Genomic DNA, 15,400 nt, shown 5'->3' on the forward strand with positions numbered 1-15,400 from the left:
GATTACGCGATCTGGCGCCGCCCGCAACAGCCGTTGCGGCGACGCCCGGTTGCGCTATGTCGGAGCCAACATGATCCTCGTCATCGACAATTACGACAGCTTTACCTGGAACCTCGTCCATTATTTGATGGAATTGGGGGCGGAGGTGCGAGTCGAGCGGAATGACGCGCTGACCGCCGCGGAGGCGCTGGCGTCCAACGCGAGCGGGTTCCTCGTATCGCCGGGGCCGTGCACGCCAAATGAAGCGGGGATCAGCCTTGATCTGGTAGCCGCCTGTGCCGAGAGCCGCCGCCCACTGCTGGGCGTGTGCCTCGGCCATCAGGCGATCGGGCAGCATTTCGGCGGTCGCGTCGTGCGTGGCGGGCTGATGCACGGCAAGACGAGCGCGATCGACCATGATTCTACCGGCGTGTTTGCCGGCCTGCCCTCGCCCTTCACTGCCACGCGTTATCATTCGCTGGTCGTGGAGGACGTGCCCGACGCCTTGATTCCCAACGCCCATGCGGCGGACGGATCAGTGATGGGCCTGCGGCATCGCGATCTGCCGATCCACGGCGTTCAATTTCATCCCGAAAGCATCGCGACCGAGCATGGGCATGATCTGCTCGCGAACTTCGTTGCACTGACGGGTGCGCGCGCCGCCGGCGCAAGGACCAACGCATGACCACCATCGCCTTGCTGCCTGATCCCCGTTCGCCGCTATCGCGCGAAAGTGCGTCGCAGGCATTCGCGGACATTCTCGACGGGCGCGCCAGCGAGGACGCGATTGCACGCTTCCTGATCGACCTGTCAGACCGGGGCGAGACCTCGATCGAGATCGCCGAGGCGGCCCGCGCGCTGCGCGAACGATTGATCCCGATCAGCGCACCGGCGGGTGCGATCGACGTGTGCGGCACGGGCGGCGACGGACACCACACGCTGAACGTCTCCACCGCGGTCAGCCTCGTTGTTGCCGCATGCGGCGTTCCTGTCGCCAAGCACGGCAATCGCGCAGCATCGTCCAAGGCTGGTGCGGCCGATACGCTGGAGGCGCTTGGCCTCGACATGGAGCGCGCCGGCATGCTGGCGGAGGAAACGCTGAACGAACTGGGCATCTGCTTCCTGTTCGCGGCCAACCATCATCCCGCGATGCGCCGGATCACGCCGATCCGCCGTCAGATCGGCAAGCGCACGATCTTCAACCTGATGGGCCCGCTGGCCAACCCGGCGCATGTGACGCGCCAGCTGATCGGGATTGCTCGCCCTGACTATGCGCCCGTCTATGCCGAGGCGTTGGAGCGGCTCGGCACCGAAGCGGCAATCGTCGTATCGGGAGAGGAAGGACTGGACGAGGTGTCCGGCGCCGGGCCGACGGTGGCGGTGTCGATTGGCGACGTAACAATGAACGACCGCATCGTCCCCGAGGACGCGGGGGTCGGTCGCCATCCGATCGCGGCCATTCGCGGCGGTGACCCGGCGCATAACGGTTATGCCCTGCGTCGCCTGCTGAAGGGCGAGCGGGGTGCCTATCGTGACGCAGTACTGATCAACGCGGCGGTGGCGCTGGTGCTGACCGGCGAGTCGCTGTCCAACGGCGCGCAGCGAGCCGCCGAGGCGCTGGACAGTGGGGCGGCGAACGACCTGCTCGATCGCTGGATCGCCTGGGCATGAGCGGGACGGCGGGCAACGGCATGAATATTCTCGACCGGATCCTCGCCACCAAGCGAGAGGAAGTGGCGGCGCACCGCCGCGATCGTTCGATCGCTGACCTTGATGGACAAGCGCGTGGCCAGACGCCGCCACGCGGCTTCAAGGCAGCGCTTGATCGTGTCGCGCGCGCCTCAGCGGCGGCAGGAGCAAGCAGTTCCGATCCCGTGGAATTGCCGCGTTACGCGCTGATCGCCGAGATCAAGAAGGCCAGCCCCTCTAAGGGGTTGATCCGACCGGATTTTGATCCGCCCGCGCACGCCCGCGCGTACGCGCAAGGTGGCGCGACCTGCCTGTCGGTGCTGACCGATCACGACTATTTCCAGGGCCACGAGGATTACCTGATCGCTGCGCGCGCGGCGTGCGACCTGCCGGTCATCCGCAAGGATTTCATGGTCGATCCCTGGCAGGTGGCCGAAGCGCGCGCGATCGGCGCGGACGCCATCCTCATCATCATGTCCGCGCTGGACGACGGGGCGGCCGCCGAAATCGAGGCGGCGGCGATCGAGCGTGGGATGGACGTTCTGGTCGAAGTGCATGATGCACTCGAGCTTGAGCGCGCACTCAAGCTGCGTTCGCGGTTGATCGGGGTGAACAATCGCGACCTACGCGATTTCTCGGTCAGTTTCGAACGGACGTATGAGTTGGTGGGCCGCGCGCCGCGCGATTGCACCTTCGTTGCGGAGAGCGGGCTGAACACGCGCGCCGATCTGGATGCTATGGCGGGCCATGATGTGCGCTGCTTCCTGATCGGCGAATCCCTGATGCGGCAGGCGGATGTGGCGGCGGCCACCCGTGCGCTGGTTCAATGAGCGGCCTGACGCACCTCGACGAGAACGGCGCCGCCCGGATGGTCGACGTCGGCAACAAGACAGAGACGGTGCGTGAGGCGGTGGCCGAAGGGCGCATCACGATGTCAGCGGAGGCAAGCGCCGCCATCGCCACGGGCGCCGTGGCGAAGGGCGATGTCCTGGCCGTCGCGCGCGTCGCCGGCATCATGGCGGCGAAACGCACCAGCGACCTCATCCCGCTATGCCACCCCTTGCCTCTGTCAAAGGTGACGGTCGACCTGACAGTCGAGGATGATGGCGTCAGCGTTCGCGGAACGGTCGCGACAAACGGGCGGACCGGGGTGGAGATGGAGGCGCTGACCGCCGTCTCCGTCACGCTGCTGACCGTGTATGACATGGCCAAGGCGCTCGACAAGCGGATGACGATCAGCGGGATTCGGCTGCTGAAGAAGACCGGCGGAAAATCAGGCGACTTTGCCGCCTGACAGTGCTGCGCGGCACAACCGATTGTGGGTGTCGTGTCGGGAGCTAATCTGCCACTTCCCTGATCATGAGCGAATTGCTTCCTGTCGCTGAGGCGCAGGCGCGCCTGCTGGCCGCTGTGCCTGCGGTATCGACCGAAACTCTGTCGTTGATCGACGCGATCGGCCGGTGGGCGGCAGCGCCCTTAATCGCCCGCCGCACTCAACCGGAGAGCGACCTGTCGGCAATGGATGGATATGCGGTGACGTTCGGGGACTTGCCCGGCCCGATCCAGGTCATCGGCGAAAGCGCAGCTGGACGACCGTTCTCCGGCACGCTGAACGCCGGGGAAGCGACCCGAATCTTCACCGGCGCGGCCGTTCCCGATGGCGCCGACACGGTGATGGTACAGGAGGAAGCCAAGCGGAACGGCGACACGCTGTGGCTTGATGGCGAGGGGCCGGCGCGCGTCGGCGCCAACATCCGCCGCCGTGGGCTGGACTTTGAGGGGGGGGAAACGCTGGTACAGGTCGGCGAGCAGCTGACACCGGCACGGCTGGCCGTTGCGGCAACCGGGGGTCTCGGGAGCGTGAGCGTGCGACGCAAGGTACGTGTCGCGATCGCGGCCACTGGCGACGAACTTACAGAACCGGGCAGCGCGCTATCACCTGGCCGCCTGCCGGAATCGAACCGGCTGCTGCTTCGCGCGCTGCTCTCCGATCTGCCTGTCGATATTCTCGACCTTGGCATTCTGCCGGACCAGCTCGAACCGCTGACCAGGGCCTTTCGCGATGTTCGGGCCGATGTGCTGGTCACGACCGGCGGCGCCTCCGTTGGCGATCACGATCTGGTGCGGCCGGCATTGATCGCGGCCGGCGCAAGCATCGACTTCTGGCGCATCGCGCTTCGCCCCGGCAAGCCGTTGATGGCGGGATGGCGCGATAACATGGCCGTGCTGGGACTGCCGGGTAATCCCGTCTCGGCCTTTGTGACGGCCGTCCTTTTCGTTAAGCCGCTGATCGCGAAGCTGGCCGGCGCCACCGATCCCTTCCCCCGCACCACCACTGCGATCCTGGGCGAACCGTTGCCACCCAATGGCGCACGGACCGATTATCTGCGCGCGGAATTGCGCGACGGATTGGCATACGTTGCTGCGATCCAGGACAGCTCCATGCTACGAACGTTGGCGCGCGCCGGGTGTCTCGTCGTGCGCGAACCGCATGCCGCCGCGGCGAGCGCCGGCGACTCGGCAGAAATCCTCGTGATCGCTTGACGCCACCATTTACGTTCCTTAAAGGTTCCCAGTCTGTTCGCCGCGGAGATGACCCATGCTCACCAAAAAGCAGCACGAGCTGATCTGCTTTATCAATGATCGGTTGGCCGAGTCTGGCGTCTCCCCTTCTTTCGAAGAGATGAAGGACGCATTGGACCTGAAGTCCAAATCGGGCGTCCACCGCCTCATCTCTGCGCTGGAGGAACGTGGCTTTCTGCGCCGCCTGCCCAACCGCGCTCGCGCCCTCGAAGTGCTAAAGGTGCCGGAAAGCCGCGACGCCGCGGGCAAGGCTGCGCCAGCTCCGGCCCTCCCTCAGCCGGCCAACGACGTGGTCGAGGTGCCGCTGCACGGCCGTATCGCTGCGGGCGCCCCGATCGAAGCGATCGAAGGCTCCACCAGCCTGCCCGTGCCGGCCGCTTTGCTGGGCGCGGGCGAACATTTCGCGCTTGAGGTCGCGGGTGACTCGATGGTTGAGGCCGGCATTCTCGACGGCGACTTCGCGCTGATCCGCAAGCAGGATGTGGCGCGTGATGGCGAGATCGTGGTCGCGCTGATCGAGGACAGCGAGGCCACGCTGAAATACTTCCGTCGCGAAGGCACGATGATCCGGCTCGATCCGGCCAACCGCTCCTATGATCCGCAGCGTTATGCGCCGGCACAGGTTCGCGTGCAGGGCAAGCTGGCCGGAATCCTTCGCCGCTACTCCTGAAACAGTGCAGCCGCTTCCGGTAGAGAGGCGGCGGACTGCTTGCCCGCGATTGCTCCAGGCTCGGGCTGAGCGCGCCAACGTCTTTGACGGGCGGGCATCGGCGCTGGCCGCGTCGCGCTGATCCACGGATGGTCATCGCCAGCGCGGATGACGGTATCTATCCGCCCCGTCTTGAGTGAGATCGCGGCGCCGCCCGTTTGCTGCAGTGTCTCACGATCGAGGCGCATCCATCGCGGCGTGCAGCGACGCGGGAGGCGTCGTTCACTGATCACGATATCTGATCGGCGGCACGCATCGATCAACTCACCAGCTGGCACCAGATAGGCGCTGCGGGTGGCGAGAATGCGCCACATGCGGCCCCCGGCAGACAAGTCGATACGGCAGAGGTCGCGCGAGCACCGCGCGATACCGTGTTCCGATAGGAGTACCGGTGCCACATCGGAGCCGCCGTTTTCGGCCAGCATGTCGCGCGTGTAGTCGCCCGTCCTGTCGCGTAGCAGAGCAACCCGACCATCGGGCAAGCGCACGCCGACGTGCCGACCATCACCGGTGACAAGGATGTCCGGAGGCGGCGTGGCGAGTGCCCACAAAGCGCCGATCGCAACCGGGATCAGCCCGATCCGCCGCCAGCGGGTGCGCCACAGCGCGAGCCACAATCCCCCGGCGACCATCAGCCCGAACGCTCCCGCGGGCATGGCGGGCAATGCAGCTACCGCGCCGGGCGCGCTGGCCGTCGACCGGGCAATCCACAACAACAAGCCAAGCCCCTGCCCCCCCAGCCACCAAAAAGGTGCGCCAAGGCCGATGGCGTCGAAAAGCAACGCCAGCGCCTCCAACGGCATCACGACAAAGGTGGTCAGCGGAATAGCGATGATGTTGGCGAGCGCGCCGTACACGCCCGCCTTGTGGAAATGATATACCGCGATCGGCATCAGCACGATCTCGACGATGAGGCCGGTCAGCAGCAACGATCCGGCGCCGCGCAGCGTGCGCCCCGCCCACCCCTCCTCGCGCGGCGCGAACCATCGGCGAACCGCCGGATGCTCGGCCAGCGCGATGATCGCGGTAACGGCGGCAAAGGATAGCTGGAAACTGGGGCTCGCGAGCGACTCCGGCCAGAGCAGCAGAACGACGAGCGCGCCGGTCGCCACAAGCCGCAGCGTCAACGCCTCGCGCCCCATCGCCATCGCAGCAAGCACCAAGAGCGCCGCGATGCAGCTACGGATCGTCGGCACCTCGCTGCCCGTCAGCCAGGTATAGCCGAGCGCTGCGGCCGCCGCGGTGGCCGCAGAGACCAGCGGTACCCGGCCTGTCAGCGCTAGTCTCATGTTGAGTGCCAGAAGGCGGCTGGCGAGGATCATCGTCAGCCCCACGACGGCGGTGATGTGCAGCCCACTGACCGAGAGGAGATGCGCCAGCCCTGATCGGCGCATCGCCTCCTGATCCGGCTCCTCGATGCCGCCCGTATCTCCGGTTGCCAACGCCGCAGCGATCCCGCCCTCGCTGCCGTCGAGACTTGCCTGGATATGCCGTGAGAGGCGCGCGCGGAGGGGCTCGCCTGTCATTGCGCCGGACAGTATCTCGGGCCGCCCGAGCGCCCGTCCCGTCGCGCCGATCCCGCTGAACCAGGCCACACGCGCGAAATCATAGGCGCCGGGAACAGCCGGCGGGGGGGGGGGGCGGCATCAACCGCACGCGCAGGCGGATCGTGGCACCGGGCAAAAGCCCCTCGGGCACGTCCTTGTCCGGAACGTTGACGCGTACATGAATTGGTGCGGGTGCAGGCGCACGCCCGAGCCATCGAAGATCCCCAAGCCGCAAACGCACGAGATCACGGGCCGGAAGCGTGTTCACCGCCTCCACCCTGGCGGTGAGCCTCGCGATCGTAGGACGCGTCAGCACCGGTGCGGCCGCCATCTCTGCGCGCAACCATACCAGAGCGAGCCCCGCCGCGAACGCGGTGCCCCCTATCGCGACCACGACGCCGGCTCGCCCGCCGCGCGTGATTGCAAGAGCGCACAACGCGACAGCCAGAGCGCCGAAAAACGCTGCCTGCCAGGCAATCGGGTCCGGCAGCACGAACCAGGCAGCGATTCCGGCGCCCAGCCCCACCGGCAGCCACAGGGGCAGTTGATCCCGCTCCGCCTCCAGCCAGGATTCCAGGCGGGCCCGCGCGGTTTGAAGCGCCGGGGCGTAAGTGCTAGGGGCGGGCGCGGCCGTAGTCGCCATCTTATCCATCAGCCTGGGAGCAAGCGCGCTTGAGCGCAACCATTGAAACCCGCGATGCAACCGTGGTCACACGGTTCGCACCCTCCCCCACCGGATTCCTGCATTTGGGGGGCGCGCGAACGGCGCTGTTCAACCTGCTGTTTGCGCGACACCATGGCGGACGTTTTCTGCTCCGCATCGAGGATACCGATCGCGCGCGATCCACCCAGCCTGCGATAGACGCGATCCTTTCAGGCATGCGATGGCTCGGTCTCGATTGGGATGGCGAGGAAGTCTATCAATCGGCGCGAGCGCCGCGGCATGCGGAAGTGGCCGAGGCGATGATCGCTGCCGGCGCCGCCTATCGTTGCTACATGACCGCCGAGGAAATCGAGGCAATACGTGCCGAGGCGCAGGCGAAAAAGCAGCCGCTGCGCATCCGCTCGCCCTGGCGCGATCGCGTGAATGACGATCCTTCGGCGCCGTTCGTGGTCCGCCTTCGCGCGCCGACCGATGGGGCGACCACGATCAACGATCTGGTCCAGGGGCCGGTAACGGTCCAGAACGCCGAACTCGACGATCTCGTGCTGCTTCGTTCTGACGGCACTCCGACCTATATGCTGGCGGTCGTGGTAGACGATCACGACATGGGCGTGACGCACATCATCCGCGGCGACGATCACCTGAACAATGCGTTTCGCCAATTGCCCATCATCAAGGCGATGGGCTGGCCGGAACCAGCCTATGCTCACATCCCGCTGATCCATGGCAGCGACGGCGCCAAGCTGTCGAAGCGACATGGGGCGGTCGGAATTGAGGCGTATCGCGACGAGCTCGGCATTCTCCCCGAGGCGCTCGACAATTACCTGCTGCGCCTTGGCTGGGGCCATGGCGACAATGAGATCATCAGCCGCGAACAGGCGATCGAGTGGTTCGACCTGTCGAGCGTCGGCAAGGCGCCGTCCCGTTTCGACCTGAAGAAGCTGGAAAATCTGAACGGCCACTACATCCGCAGCGCCGATGACGCCCGACTGGCGGAACTGGTGGCAGAACGGCTGAGACTGCCGAAAGATGATCCGCGCCGCCCGCTGATCGCCGCGGCCATGCCGGCCTTGAAGCCGCGCGCCGCCAATTTGAACGAACTCGCGGACGGCGCGCGTTTCCTGATTGTTTCCCGCCCGTTGCCGATCGCGCCCGATGCGGAGCCGCTTCTGGCCGGCGATGCACCGTTGACGCTGGCAAAGGTGCATGACGCGCTTGACGCTGTGGCCAAGTGGGATACGGAAGCGCTCGAAGAAGCGGTGCGGCAGGTCGCCGAGACGCTGGGCTTGAAGCTCGGCCAGGTGGCCCAGCCGCTCCGTGCCGCACTCACCGGCCGCCGGACCTCGCCCGGCATCTTCGACGTGCTCGCACTGCTCGGGCGTGACGAAAGTCTCGCCCGCATCGCTGATCATGCCGCGGATCAAACGGCCGCCCATGGGAAGGACGAAAACGATGACTGATGCCAAGCTGTCCCTTGGGGACAAGAACTTCGGCTATCCCGTGCTGTCGGGCACGGTTGGCCCTGACGTGGTCGACATCCGCAAGATGTATGGTCAGACCGGCGCCTTCACCTATGATCCCGGCTTCACCTCCACCGCGTCGTGCCAGTCCAAGCTGACCTATATCGACGGTGACGAAGGTGTTCTGCTTCACCGCGGCTATCCGATCGGCGAGCTGGCCGAGAACTCGAGCTTCATGGAGGTCGCCTACCTCCTCCTGAACGGCGAGCTGCCGAAGGGCAACGAACTGGACAAGTTCGAAAGCACGATTACCCGCCACACCATGCTCCATGAGCAGCTGGCGACGTTCTACCGCGGTTTCCGCCGCGACGCGCACCCGATGGCGATCATGTGCGGCGTGGTCGGCGCGCTTTCCGCCTTCTACCACGATTCGACCGACATCCACGATCCGACGCAGCGGATGATCGCGTCACACCGGCTGATCGCCAAGATGCCGACGATCGCGGCGATGGCGTACAAGTACAGCGTGGGTCAGCCGTTCCAGTATCCGGACAACTCGCTAAGCTACACCGGCAACTTCCTGAAGATGACCTTCGGCGTGCCGGCCGAGCCGTACGAAGTGAACCCGGCGGTCGAAAAGGCGATGGATCGCATCTTCATCCTCCACGCCGATCACGAGCAGAACGCGTCGACCTCGACCGTCCGTCTCGCTGGTTCGTCGGGCGCGAACCCGTTTGCATGCATCGCGGCCGGCATCGCCTGCCTTTGGGGCCCTGCCCATGGCGGCGCGAACGAAGCCGCACTCAACATGCTGCAGGAAATCGGCACGCCGGACCGCATTCCGGAGTTCATCAATCGGGCGAAGGACAAGAACGATCCGTTCCGCCTGATGGGCTTCGGTCACCGCGTGTACAAGAACTACGATCCACGCGCGACGGTGATGCAAAAGACGGTGCGTGAAGTGTTCGAGGCGCTGAACGTCAACGACCCGCTGTTCGAAACCGCGCTGCGGCTCGAAGAACTCGCGCTCAGCGACGATTACTTCATCGAGAAGAAGCTGTTCCCGAACGTCGACTTCTACTCCGGCGTGATCCTGTCGGCGATCGGCTTCCCGACGTCGATGTTCACCGTGCTGTTCGCTTTGGCCCGTACCGTCGGCTGGGTGGCGCAGTGGAACGAGATGATCACCGATCCTGACCAGAAGATCGGCCGTCCGCGTCAGTTGTACACCGGGCCGACTGCTCGTCCGTACGTTCCGCTCAACGAGCGCTAAGATGCGACGCTGGCGCCCCGTGCTGTTTGCGCTGGGCGCCATCCTCGCACTGGTCGGGCTGCTGTGGATTGGCCAAGGCTTGGGCTATGTGCAGTGGCCCTCTTCCAGCTTCATGCTGCAGCAGCGCGCCTGGGCAGACCGTGGCGCCTTCCTCGCTGCCGCCGGGCTGGTGCTGATCCTGCTCTCTCGTCGGCTGCGCTGAGCGCGGCGTAGACTTATCTCTCCAGCTCGTATCGAACTCCGAGCGAGAGCAAGAAGCCGCTGAAGTCATAGAGGTCGGGTGTTGCGTCACGGCGCCGATATGCCGCCGTCAGACGCACACGGGCGCGCTCACGCCGATACTCCATTCCCAGCGCGTAATCCTGGGTGGTATCGTCAATGAGCTGCAATGGGCGGGGTGCGGCGCCGAATTCAAAATTTCGGGTCATCAGCGATGCGGTCGCATCGAAGCGAAGAGCCGGCCCGAGGGCATAGACAATCGTGCCGCCATAGCTGCTTCGGCGTATCTGGTTGGCGAAGGTACCGGGTGCGGCATCAATGGTCCGGGATGTCCGCAGTGTTAGCCGCGCCGTGTCCGCCAAGCGCAAGCTGGTTGCCAAATCCCAGTTTAGCCCGTTCAACCGGCGAGCGGATGGCATGGCCGGCTCGCTGACAGCGGCATAGCCGATCGATGCTGTCATCTGCAGGGCCGCACCGAGGCGCCGATCGAAGCCGACGCCTGCATAGGAAACTCGAAAGCGTGGCGGACCCAGCGAACTGTCGACGGAGCGCCGATCATAGTCGAAGGTGGTCCGGCGTACGACGACGCTGACGATACCGACCGCGGGGTTCACATAGGCGAGTCCGGCTGCATAGTGCGTCTGAGTGACGTCCTGTACCTGCCGAACGGCAGCGCTGTTCGCCGTATCAACATGCCCGATCGAGGCGAAGGGGCGTACACCGATCTGCGGGCCGCAGGTCAGCGACAGGTCGGCCCGGCTGACGGTCTGCACATTGACAGCGGCCCCGTCGGGCAGGTTCGCCACTAACGACAGATCGGCGAGGTCGCTCTGGCCGCGACGATAGCCAAGGCCCGCATTCACCCCGCAGAACGCAACCGAAAGCTTGCCAGCAGCGGATAGATCGATCCGCTCGCGATCAAGCCGGCTGTTGCGGGCATAGGCGTCATAGCCGACCTGCCCAAGGAGATCGAAAGAGCCGCGTCCACCAGGCAGGGAGAGGTCAATCGCCGCAACGGTGCTGCTACGAACGTCCTTGCGATCGAGTCCTCGCAAAGTGGCGACTTCCTCGCTGCCCCGCGCGACGTTCGTGTCGTAGAGAAGCTCGGATGCGACCGAGAGCGTGATTGTTCGCGCCGGTGGGTTGAAGGTGTGACCATCAAGCGGCGCCACCTGCGCTCGCCCTTCGGCTGCGAGGGCGAAGGCCAGCGTGACGGCGCTGCCCTTGGCGATGCGTCGGGCGGCCAGCATCGTCGTCAACGGTGCATTCCCGCCCACGTGCGACGCCAGCGGCGCTGCCAAACCCGCCGCAGGGTCCCCAGAAAGTTGTGGGTGAGGTCATACAGCCGGCCACGACGTGCTGCCCGCATCACGTCCAGATCACGCATGCGCGGCGTCGCTTGGCCCAGCAACCGCGTCGCCAGCACCCGCGCAGCAACCATCCGCTTCCGCTGCGCTTGGGCGGGCTGCATCCGGCTGATGTCGGATATCGGCAAGGGCGACGCATCGACCACCCCTGCAGCTTGGGCCGAACGCAGTAGCGCCTCGCCGGTCGCTGTGCGGGCCGCAATCAGGCTCCGTCCGTCCTCCTCCTCGAACAGGGGATAACCGGCATCGTCGCCGTGCCAGGCGTCGGCGCAGGCGATATCCGCGGTTCCCCCGACGGCGTCGGGGCAGATTTTGCAGCGGAACTGCACTTCGCGGCTGAGATGCGCGCCCCAGCTTTCTGAGTAAGGCATTTCCGCCCTCCCCCCCTCGGCGGTCGTGGCCACCGTCAGCCCCGGCCAGCCTTGGCCGCGGTAGCGGAAGGATTGAAGCTGGCGGGCGTCCAGCCCCATCGCCGCGACAATACGACGCGCGCCATCCTCGCTGGGCATCCCGCCGCAGAAGAAGGAAAGCATGAGCGGGACGTGCGCTGCCACGCGCGGATCATGGCGACTAAGGCGACGTAGCGCGGAAACGTCACAAGGCTTTCCCACAAAGGCAAACCGCCCACCCTCCGCCAATGCGCAATCGATCCCAGCCAAAGGGGATGACGCGGCGTAGCGCGACCCCGCCCCGGCGAGGATCTGCGCGGCATTGGTGGACCAGCGCATTTTGTTGCCGAGGGGGTGGGACGGATCTGCCTCGACGTGAAGAACGCGATCAACCAGCCCCGTATTCAGGGCGTGAATCAGCAACGCTGACAAGGCGCCGCCAGATGCACCGGCGAACCGGATTGCCGGATCGGTCGCCGCTCCTTCCAGTGTTTGACGCCAAGGACCCCAAACAGGATGCCGCTCAGCTTCTTTCGGCCATGGCGCCACCACCTGTCCTGGGCAGCTGGCGGCAATTTTCGCGTCGATAGAGGGGGAGACCGGCTGCCGCTGGAGCGGCCGCGCATAGCCAGGGGCTGCCATTCCCATGACGATCGCGCTGCCTGAGATGCCGGCGCAGAGACCACAGCCGCTACAAAGATCGGCCTTCAGGACTCGGGCAACCGTACCGGAATGTTCCTTCACACACGATCACCCACGGCCGCGAAGAGTGAGCGCAGCGTCGCCCGATAGTCTGCCAGCAAGCTCTCTACACGAGCAGTCCCCGCTTCCTCCGCCGAGGCGAGGCGACTTCGCTCGGCCATCGCGCGCATGACGAGGGACACGGCATCGTCCTCGTCCACGCCGGTCACCGGGACCATCGCGTCGTAGCCGAGCAGGCCGAACAGACCCGTGAACTTGCGGCTATAGGCGACGGGAATGACCGGCACGCCGCTGGAGAATGCCGCGATGCAGGCATGCATGCGCCCCGCCACCAACAGGTCCAGGCCCGAGATATAGCTCTTTGCTTCGGAAGGTCCGGTGAAATCGGGAACGCGGACGGAGGTAGGGAACTCCCTTGCGAGGCGATCGGCAACCGCGCCGTCATCGTCCGTCTTGATATGCGCGCTGGTCGCATGGGAGATCAGATGAACATCGATCGCCGGCTGCTCGGACAGTGCGGTGAGCAGACGGCGCGTGAAAACGGCATAGTCATAGGACAGGCCGAAGCGATTGCTGCCTCCTTCCGCGTCGGCAAAGAGCAGGCCGGAGACATTGACGCCTACGCGCAGGCGCGACGAACCGCGCAGCGATGACCGATCAACGAACGGCAGTTCGAACGCGACGTCGACCGCCAGCTTAACATCGCTGTCTGGCGCCAGCGTCAGTGCCGCCGCTCGGGACGCTTCGTCCCGTGCGAACACGGCGCGACTCCGCCGCATGATATAGGCGGCAACCGCCTTATATCCGCTCCCGGTGAACGGCCCGATCGTCTGCGGTGACAGGACAAGCGGCCGATCGCGCGCGATCGCAAGCAGCTTCGTCAACGTCAGAAAGGCGAAGCGGCGCGGCCCGTAGATATCTGTGAAGCTGTCCCCAGCACCTATGTCGAGGACGCAATCGACCTCCCCCATGGCGCGCCAGATGGCGCCACCGGGCGTCAGCGCGCGCCAATCGATGGGCACCATCCGGGTGTCAGGGAACGCAGGTGGTGCGGGCTCTGCCTCCCGCGCGCCCATGATCACGAAGCGGGGCGACAATCCGGCATCGCGCGCCGCCTTTCGCGCAATCGCCAGGTTTGCGAGCGTTAGCGCGCCGATGCCGAGGTTACCGGAATTCAAGGAATGCCACAGCAGACCGATCGTTATCGTGCGGACGGTCTGTCCATCGCCGTGACGCTCATCGAAGAATGCCGCCCGGCCATGCATTGTGACGCGCCCCCATCAATCCCTGCGGCTGTGTGGCGCAATTTCTCGGCGGATGTTCGGTTTAGCGCCGTTTCGGCGCCATCTTCACGGCCAGACGATCAATCCCGCCGGGCAAACCAGATGACGTGGGTGGCACCCTTACCATTGTCGCGCGCCTTTACGCGGACCTCGTCCACGCTGAAGCCCGCGCTCGCCAGTCGCCGTGCGAAGGGCGCGTCGGGCGCGGCAGACCACACCGCCAATATTCCTCCGGGACGGAGCGCACGCCAAGCCGCCTCGATCCCGCGCGTGGAATAGATGCCGTCGTTCGCCGGACGCGTCAGTCCGTCGGGACCGTTATCAACATCGAGGAGGATCGCATCATAGCAACCGCGATCGCGCCGGATGATGTCCGCGACGTCACCCGTCTCCAGCGTGACGCGGGGATCATCGAGGCAACCCGCCGTCAACGAGGCCATCGGGCCCCGCGCCCATCCGATGATGCCGGGAACCAGCTCGGCAACGACGACGCTGGCCTCAGGGCCGAGCAGATCGAGCACCGCACGAAGCGTGAAGCCCATGCCATAGCCGCCGATCAACAGCCGCGGCGCGGGGCGACCGGCGAGCCGCTGACACGTCATCGTGCCAAGCGCCACCTCTGAGCCGCTCATTCGCGTGCTCATCAGTTCATTGCGCTCAAGCACGATCATGAAGTCAGCGCCGCGACGGAACAATCGCAACGGGGGACCGCCCGGCACCTCAGCGGTGCCGACCAGTTCGCGAGGGGTCACTTGCGTTGGCGGGCCTTGCGCGCCGCGTAGCGGGCGTCGCGCGCCGCCTTCAGCTCGGCTGCGGTCGGGATGTGAGGGACCGGAGCTGCGCGACGGGACGCCGCCAGTCGCTCGGTTTCCTCATCGGCCTCGGCCTGCGCCTTGGCGCGCTGCTCTGCCTTTGCGGCCTTTTCGGCCTCGATCGCGGCCTTATGGGCGGCGCGGCGCTCGGCCGCGGCGGCCTCACGCGCTTCGAGCGCAGCCGCACGGGCCGCCAGAGCCTCCGCATCGGGCGCTGCCTTGGCGCGCTGCTTTTCGACAGCGAGCTGCTTCGCGGCGCGCGAGGCGGCCGCACGATCATTGAACGTCGGGAGTTTGAAACCTGCCATATGGGCGCTCACTTAGCAGAAACTGGCGATCATGGAAGAAAGAGTTTCCAAAGCCTCAATCGCGCCCTAGTCTCTACGCCCTTTGACGAGCAGCCGATCGGCGACGTCGCGGTGATCCAGAAAACGAATGGCGAAGCGAAAGCGCTACCTCACGGCCACCATGGCTGACGGCTATGTGAAGACAATTGGTCCGACCAACACTGCCTTCACCCATTATTGGCGGCTCGTTGCCTATCTGTCGGGCGGACGAACCGAGGTTTTCTGGGGCCACGCCAAGTCGTTCAAGGAAGCGAACGGCAAGAAGGCCGCCAGTCAGGAAGCCGCCCGGCAGCGTGGATGGGAGCGGTACGATTTTGAGGTTGTCGAGTTGATCGAGAGCGACAATCCCGCATCGGCCAAAGGTAAAGCATGAGAAT

17 protein-coding genes are annotated in these 15,400 nt (G+C 65.6%); 10 read left to right on the top strand and 7 right to left on the bottom strand.

All coding sequences use genetic code 11. The annotated features are described in order from the left end of the window. Positions 1-70: 70 nt before the first annotated feature. The 6 genes from K0S66_RS08535 (at position 71) to lexA (ending at position 4,921) form a co-directional block, all read left to right on the top strand. A complete protein-coding gene (locus tag K0S66_RS08535) occupies positions 71-664 on the top strand; it encodes an aminodeoxychorismate/anthranilate synthase component II (RefSeq protein ID WP_301074947.1) in 594 nt (197 codons plus the stop codon). Further along, entirely contained in the window at positions 661-1,650 is a 990-nt protein-coding gene (gene trpD, locus K0S66_RS08540; RefSeq protein WP_301074906.1) for an anthranilate phosphoribosyltransferase, read from the top strand. Before K0S66_RS08535 ends, trpD begins: the two co-directional genes overlap by 4 nt. A gap of 20 nt (positions 1,651-1,670) precedes the next feature. After that, complete coding sequence (gene trpC, locus K0S66_RS08545; RefSeq protein WP_301074948.1) at positions 1,671-2,498, top strand: indole-3-glycerol phosphate synthase TrpC; 828 nt, start codon at positions 1,671-1,673, stop codon at positions 2,496-2,498. Further along, positions 2,495-2,962, top strand: coding sequence for a cyclic pyranopterin monophosphate synthase MoaC (gene moaC / locus K0S66_RS08550; RefSeq protein WP_301074907.1), 468 nt, complete (start codon positions 2,495-2,497; stop codon positions 2,960-2,962). Before trpC ends, moaC begins: the two co-directional genes overlap by 4 nt. A 65-nt stretch (positions 2,963-3,027) precedes the next feature. Continuing rightward, entirely contained in the window at positions 3,028-4,212 is a 1,185-nt protein-coding gene (locus tag K0S66_RS08555) for a molybdopterin molybdotransferase MoeA (RefSeq protein WP_301074908.1), read from the top strand. Positions 4,213-4,267: 55 nt separating this feature from the next. Continuing rightward, entirely contained in the window at positions 4,268-4,921 is a 654-nt protein-coding gene (gene lexA, locus K0S66_RS08560) for a transcriptional repressor LexA (protein WP_301074909.1), read from the top strand. Here the strand turns inward: lexA and K0S66_RS08565 are convergent. Further along, on the bottom strand, positions 4,912-6,486 hold the full coding sequence (locus tag K0S66_RS08565) for a ComEC/Rec2 family competence protein (protein WP_366520800.1): 1,575 nt from the start codon (positions 6,484-6,486) through the stop codon (positions 4,912-4,914). The two genes, lexA and K0S66_RS08565, sit on opposite strands and share 10 nt — an antisense overlap. 79 nt (positions 6,487-6,565) lie before the next feature. After that, the gene (locus tag K0S66_RS16765; protein WP_366520801.1) at positions 6,566-7,150 is read right to left on the bottom strand and encodes a hypothetical protein; all 585 of its coding nucleotides are present in this window, start codon (positions 7,148-7,150) and stop codon (positions 6,566-6,568) included. Between the two features lie 29 nt (positions 7,151-7,179). Here K0S66_RS16765 and gltX point away from each other — a divergent pair, with 29 nt between their 5' ends. From gltX to K0S66_RS08580, 3 genes are read left to right on the top strand one after another with little or no spacing between them, the layout of a single operon-like run. Further along, on the top strand, positions 7,180-8,631 hold the full coding sequence (gene gltX, locus K0S66_RS08570; protein ID WP_301074910.1) for a glutamate--tRNA ligase: 1,452 nt from the start codon (positions 7,180-7,182) through the stop codon (positions 8,629-8,631). Further along, positions 8,624-9,904, top strand: a complete 1,281-nt coding sequence (locus tag K0S66_RS08575; RefSeq protein ID WP_301074911.1) for a citrate synthase — start codon at positions 8,624-8,626, stop codon at positions 9,902-9,904. The genes gltX and K0S66_RS08575 overlap by 8 nt, the downstream gene beginning before the upstream one ends. Before the next feature lies 1 nt (position 9,905). Then, a complete protein-coding gene (locus tag K0S66_RS08580) occupies positions 9,906-10,106 on the top strand; it encodes a hypothetical protein (RefSeq protein WP_301074912.1) in 201 nt (66 codons plus the stop codon). Positions 10,107-10,119: 13 nt separating this feature from the next. On the opposite strand, the gene K0S66_RS08585 is transcribed toward K0S66_RS08580, so the two are convergent. From K0S66_RS08585 to K0S66_RS08605, 5 genes are all read right to left on the bottom strand, one after another. Then, on the bottom strand, positions 10,120-11,382 hold the full coding sequence (locus K0S66_RS08585) for a hypothetical protein (protein ID WP_301074913.1): 1,263 nt from the start codon (positions 11,380-11,382) through the stop codon (positions 10,120-10,122). Beyond that, the gene (locus tag K0S66_RS08590; RefSeq protein WP_301074914.1) at positions 11,379-12,521 is read right to left on the bottom strand and encodes a Coenzyme F420 hydrogenase/dehydrogenase, beta subunit C-terminal domain; all 1,143 of its coding nucleotides are present in this window, start codon (positions 12,519-12,521) and stop codon (positions 11,379-11,381) included. The genes K0S66_RS08585 and K0S66_RS08590 overlap by 4 nt, the downstream gene beginning before the upstream one ends. Positions 12,522-12,619: 98 nt before the next feature. Beyond that, on the bottom strand, positions 12,620-13,846 hold the full coding sequence (locus tag K0S66_RS08595; protein ID WP_301074915.1) for a polysaccharide pyruvyl transferase family protein: 1,227 nt from the start codon (positions 13,844-13,846) through the stop codon (positions 12,620-12,622). A 98-nt stretch (positions 13,847-13,944) separates the two neighbouring features. Beyond that, positions 13,945-14,616 carry a spermidine synthase gene (locus K0S66_RS08600; protein WP_301074916.1) on the bottom strand — a complete coding sequence of 224 codons (672 nt, stop codon included), beginning with the start codon at positions 14,614-14,616 and terminating at the stop codon, positions 13,945-13,947. Continuing rightward, positions 14,613-14,984, bottom strand: coding sequence for a DUF6481 family protein (locus tag K0S66_RS08605; RefSeq protein ID WP_301074917.1), 372 nt, complete (start codon positions 14,982-14,984; stop codon positions 14,613-14,615). The genes K0S66_RS08600 and K0S66_RS08605 overlap by 4 nt, the downstream gene beginning before the upstream one ends. 127 nt (positions 14,985-15,111) lie before the next feature. On the opposite strand from K0S66_RS08605, the gene K0S66_RS08610 reads away from it, so the two are divergent. Continuing rightward, complete coding sequence (locus K0S66_RS08610; RefSeq protein WP_301074918.1) at positions 15,112-15,396, top strand: hypothetical protein; 285 nt, start codon at positions 15,112-15,114, stop codon at positions 15,394-15,396. Positions 15,397-15,400 lie beyond the last annotated feature (4 nt).

The organism is Sphingomonas sp., assembly GCF_029239295.1.
Lineage (GTDB): Bacteria > Pseudomonadota > Alphaproteobacteria > Sphingomonadales > Sphingomonadaceae > Sphingomonas.

Excerpts from the sequence above, each read along its gene's own strand:
- K0S66_RS08535 (WP_301074947.1), top strand. The coding sequence starts at position 71 with ATGATCCTCGTCATCGACAATTACGACAGCTTTACCTGGAACCTCGTC.
- trpD (WP_301074906.1), top strand. The coding sequence starts at position 661 with ATGACCACCATCGCCTTGCTGCCTGATCCCCGTTCGCCGCTATCGCGC.
- trpC (WP_301074948.1), top strand. The coding sequence starts at position 1,671 with ATGAATATTCTCGACCGGATCCTCGCCACCAAGCGAGAGGAAGTGGCG.
- moaC (WP_301074907.1), top strand. The coding sequence starts at position 2,495 with ATGAGCGGCCTGACGCACCTCGACGAGAACGGCGCCGCCCGGATGGTC.
- K0S66_RS08555 (WP_301074908.1), top strand. The coding sequence starts at position 3,028 with ATGAGCGAATTGCTTCCTGTCGCTGAGGCGCAGGCGCGCCTGCTGGCC.
- lexA (WP_301074909.1), top strand. The coding sequence starts at position 4,268 with ATGCTCACCAAAAAGCAGCACGAGCTGATCTGCTTTATCAATGATCGG.
- K0S66_RS08565 (WP_366520800.1), bottom strand. The coding sequence starts at position 6,486 with ATGACAGGCGAGCCCCTCCGCGCGCGCCTCTCACGGCATATCCAGGCA.
- K0S66_RS16765 (WP_366520801.1), bottom strand. The coding sequence starts at position 7,150 with ATGGCGACTACGGCCGCGCCCGCCCCTAGCACTTACGCCCCGGCGCTT.
- K0S66_RS08575 (WP_301074911.1), top strand. The coding sequence starts at position 8,624 with ATGACTGATGCCAAGCTGTCCCTTGGGGACAAGAACTTCGGCTATCCC.
- K0S66_RS08580 (WP_301074912.1), top strand. The coding sequence starts at position 9,906 with ATGCGACGCTGGCGCCCCGTGCTGTTTGCGCTGGGCGCCATCCTCGCA.
- K0S66_RS08590 (WP_301074914.1), bottom strand. The coding sequence starts at position 12,521 with ATGGCAGCCCCTGGCTATGCGCGGCCGCTCCAGCGGCAGCCGGTCTCC.
- K0S66_RS08595 (WP_301074915.1), bottom strand. The coding sequence starts at position 13,846 with ATGCATGGCCGGGCGGCATTCTTCGATGAGCGTCACGGCGATGGACAG.
- K0S66_RS08605 (WP_301074917.1), bottom strand. The coding sequence starts at position 14,984 with ATGGCAGGTTTCAAACTCCCGACGTTCAATGATCGTGCGGCCGCCTCG.
- K0S66_RS08610 (WP_301074918.1), top strand. The coding sequence starts at position 15,112 with ATGGCGAAGCGAAAGCGCTACCTCACGGCCACCATGGCTGACGGCTAT.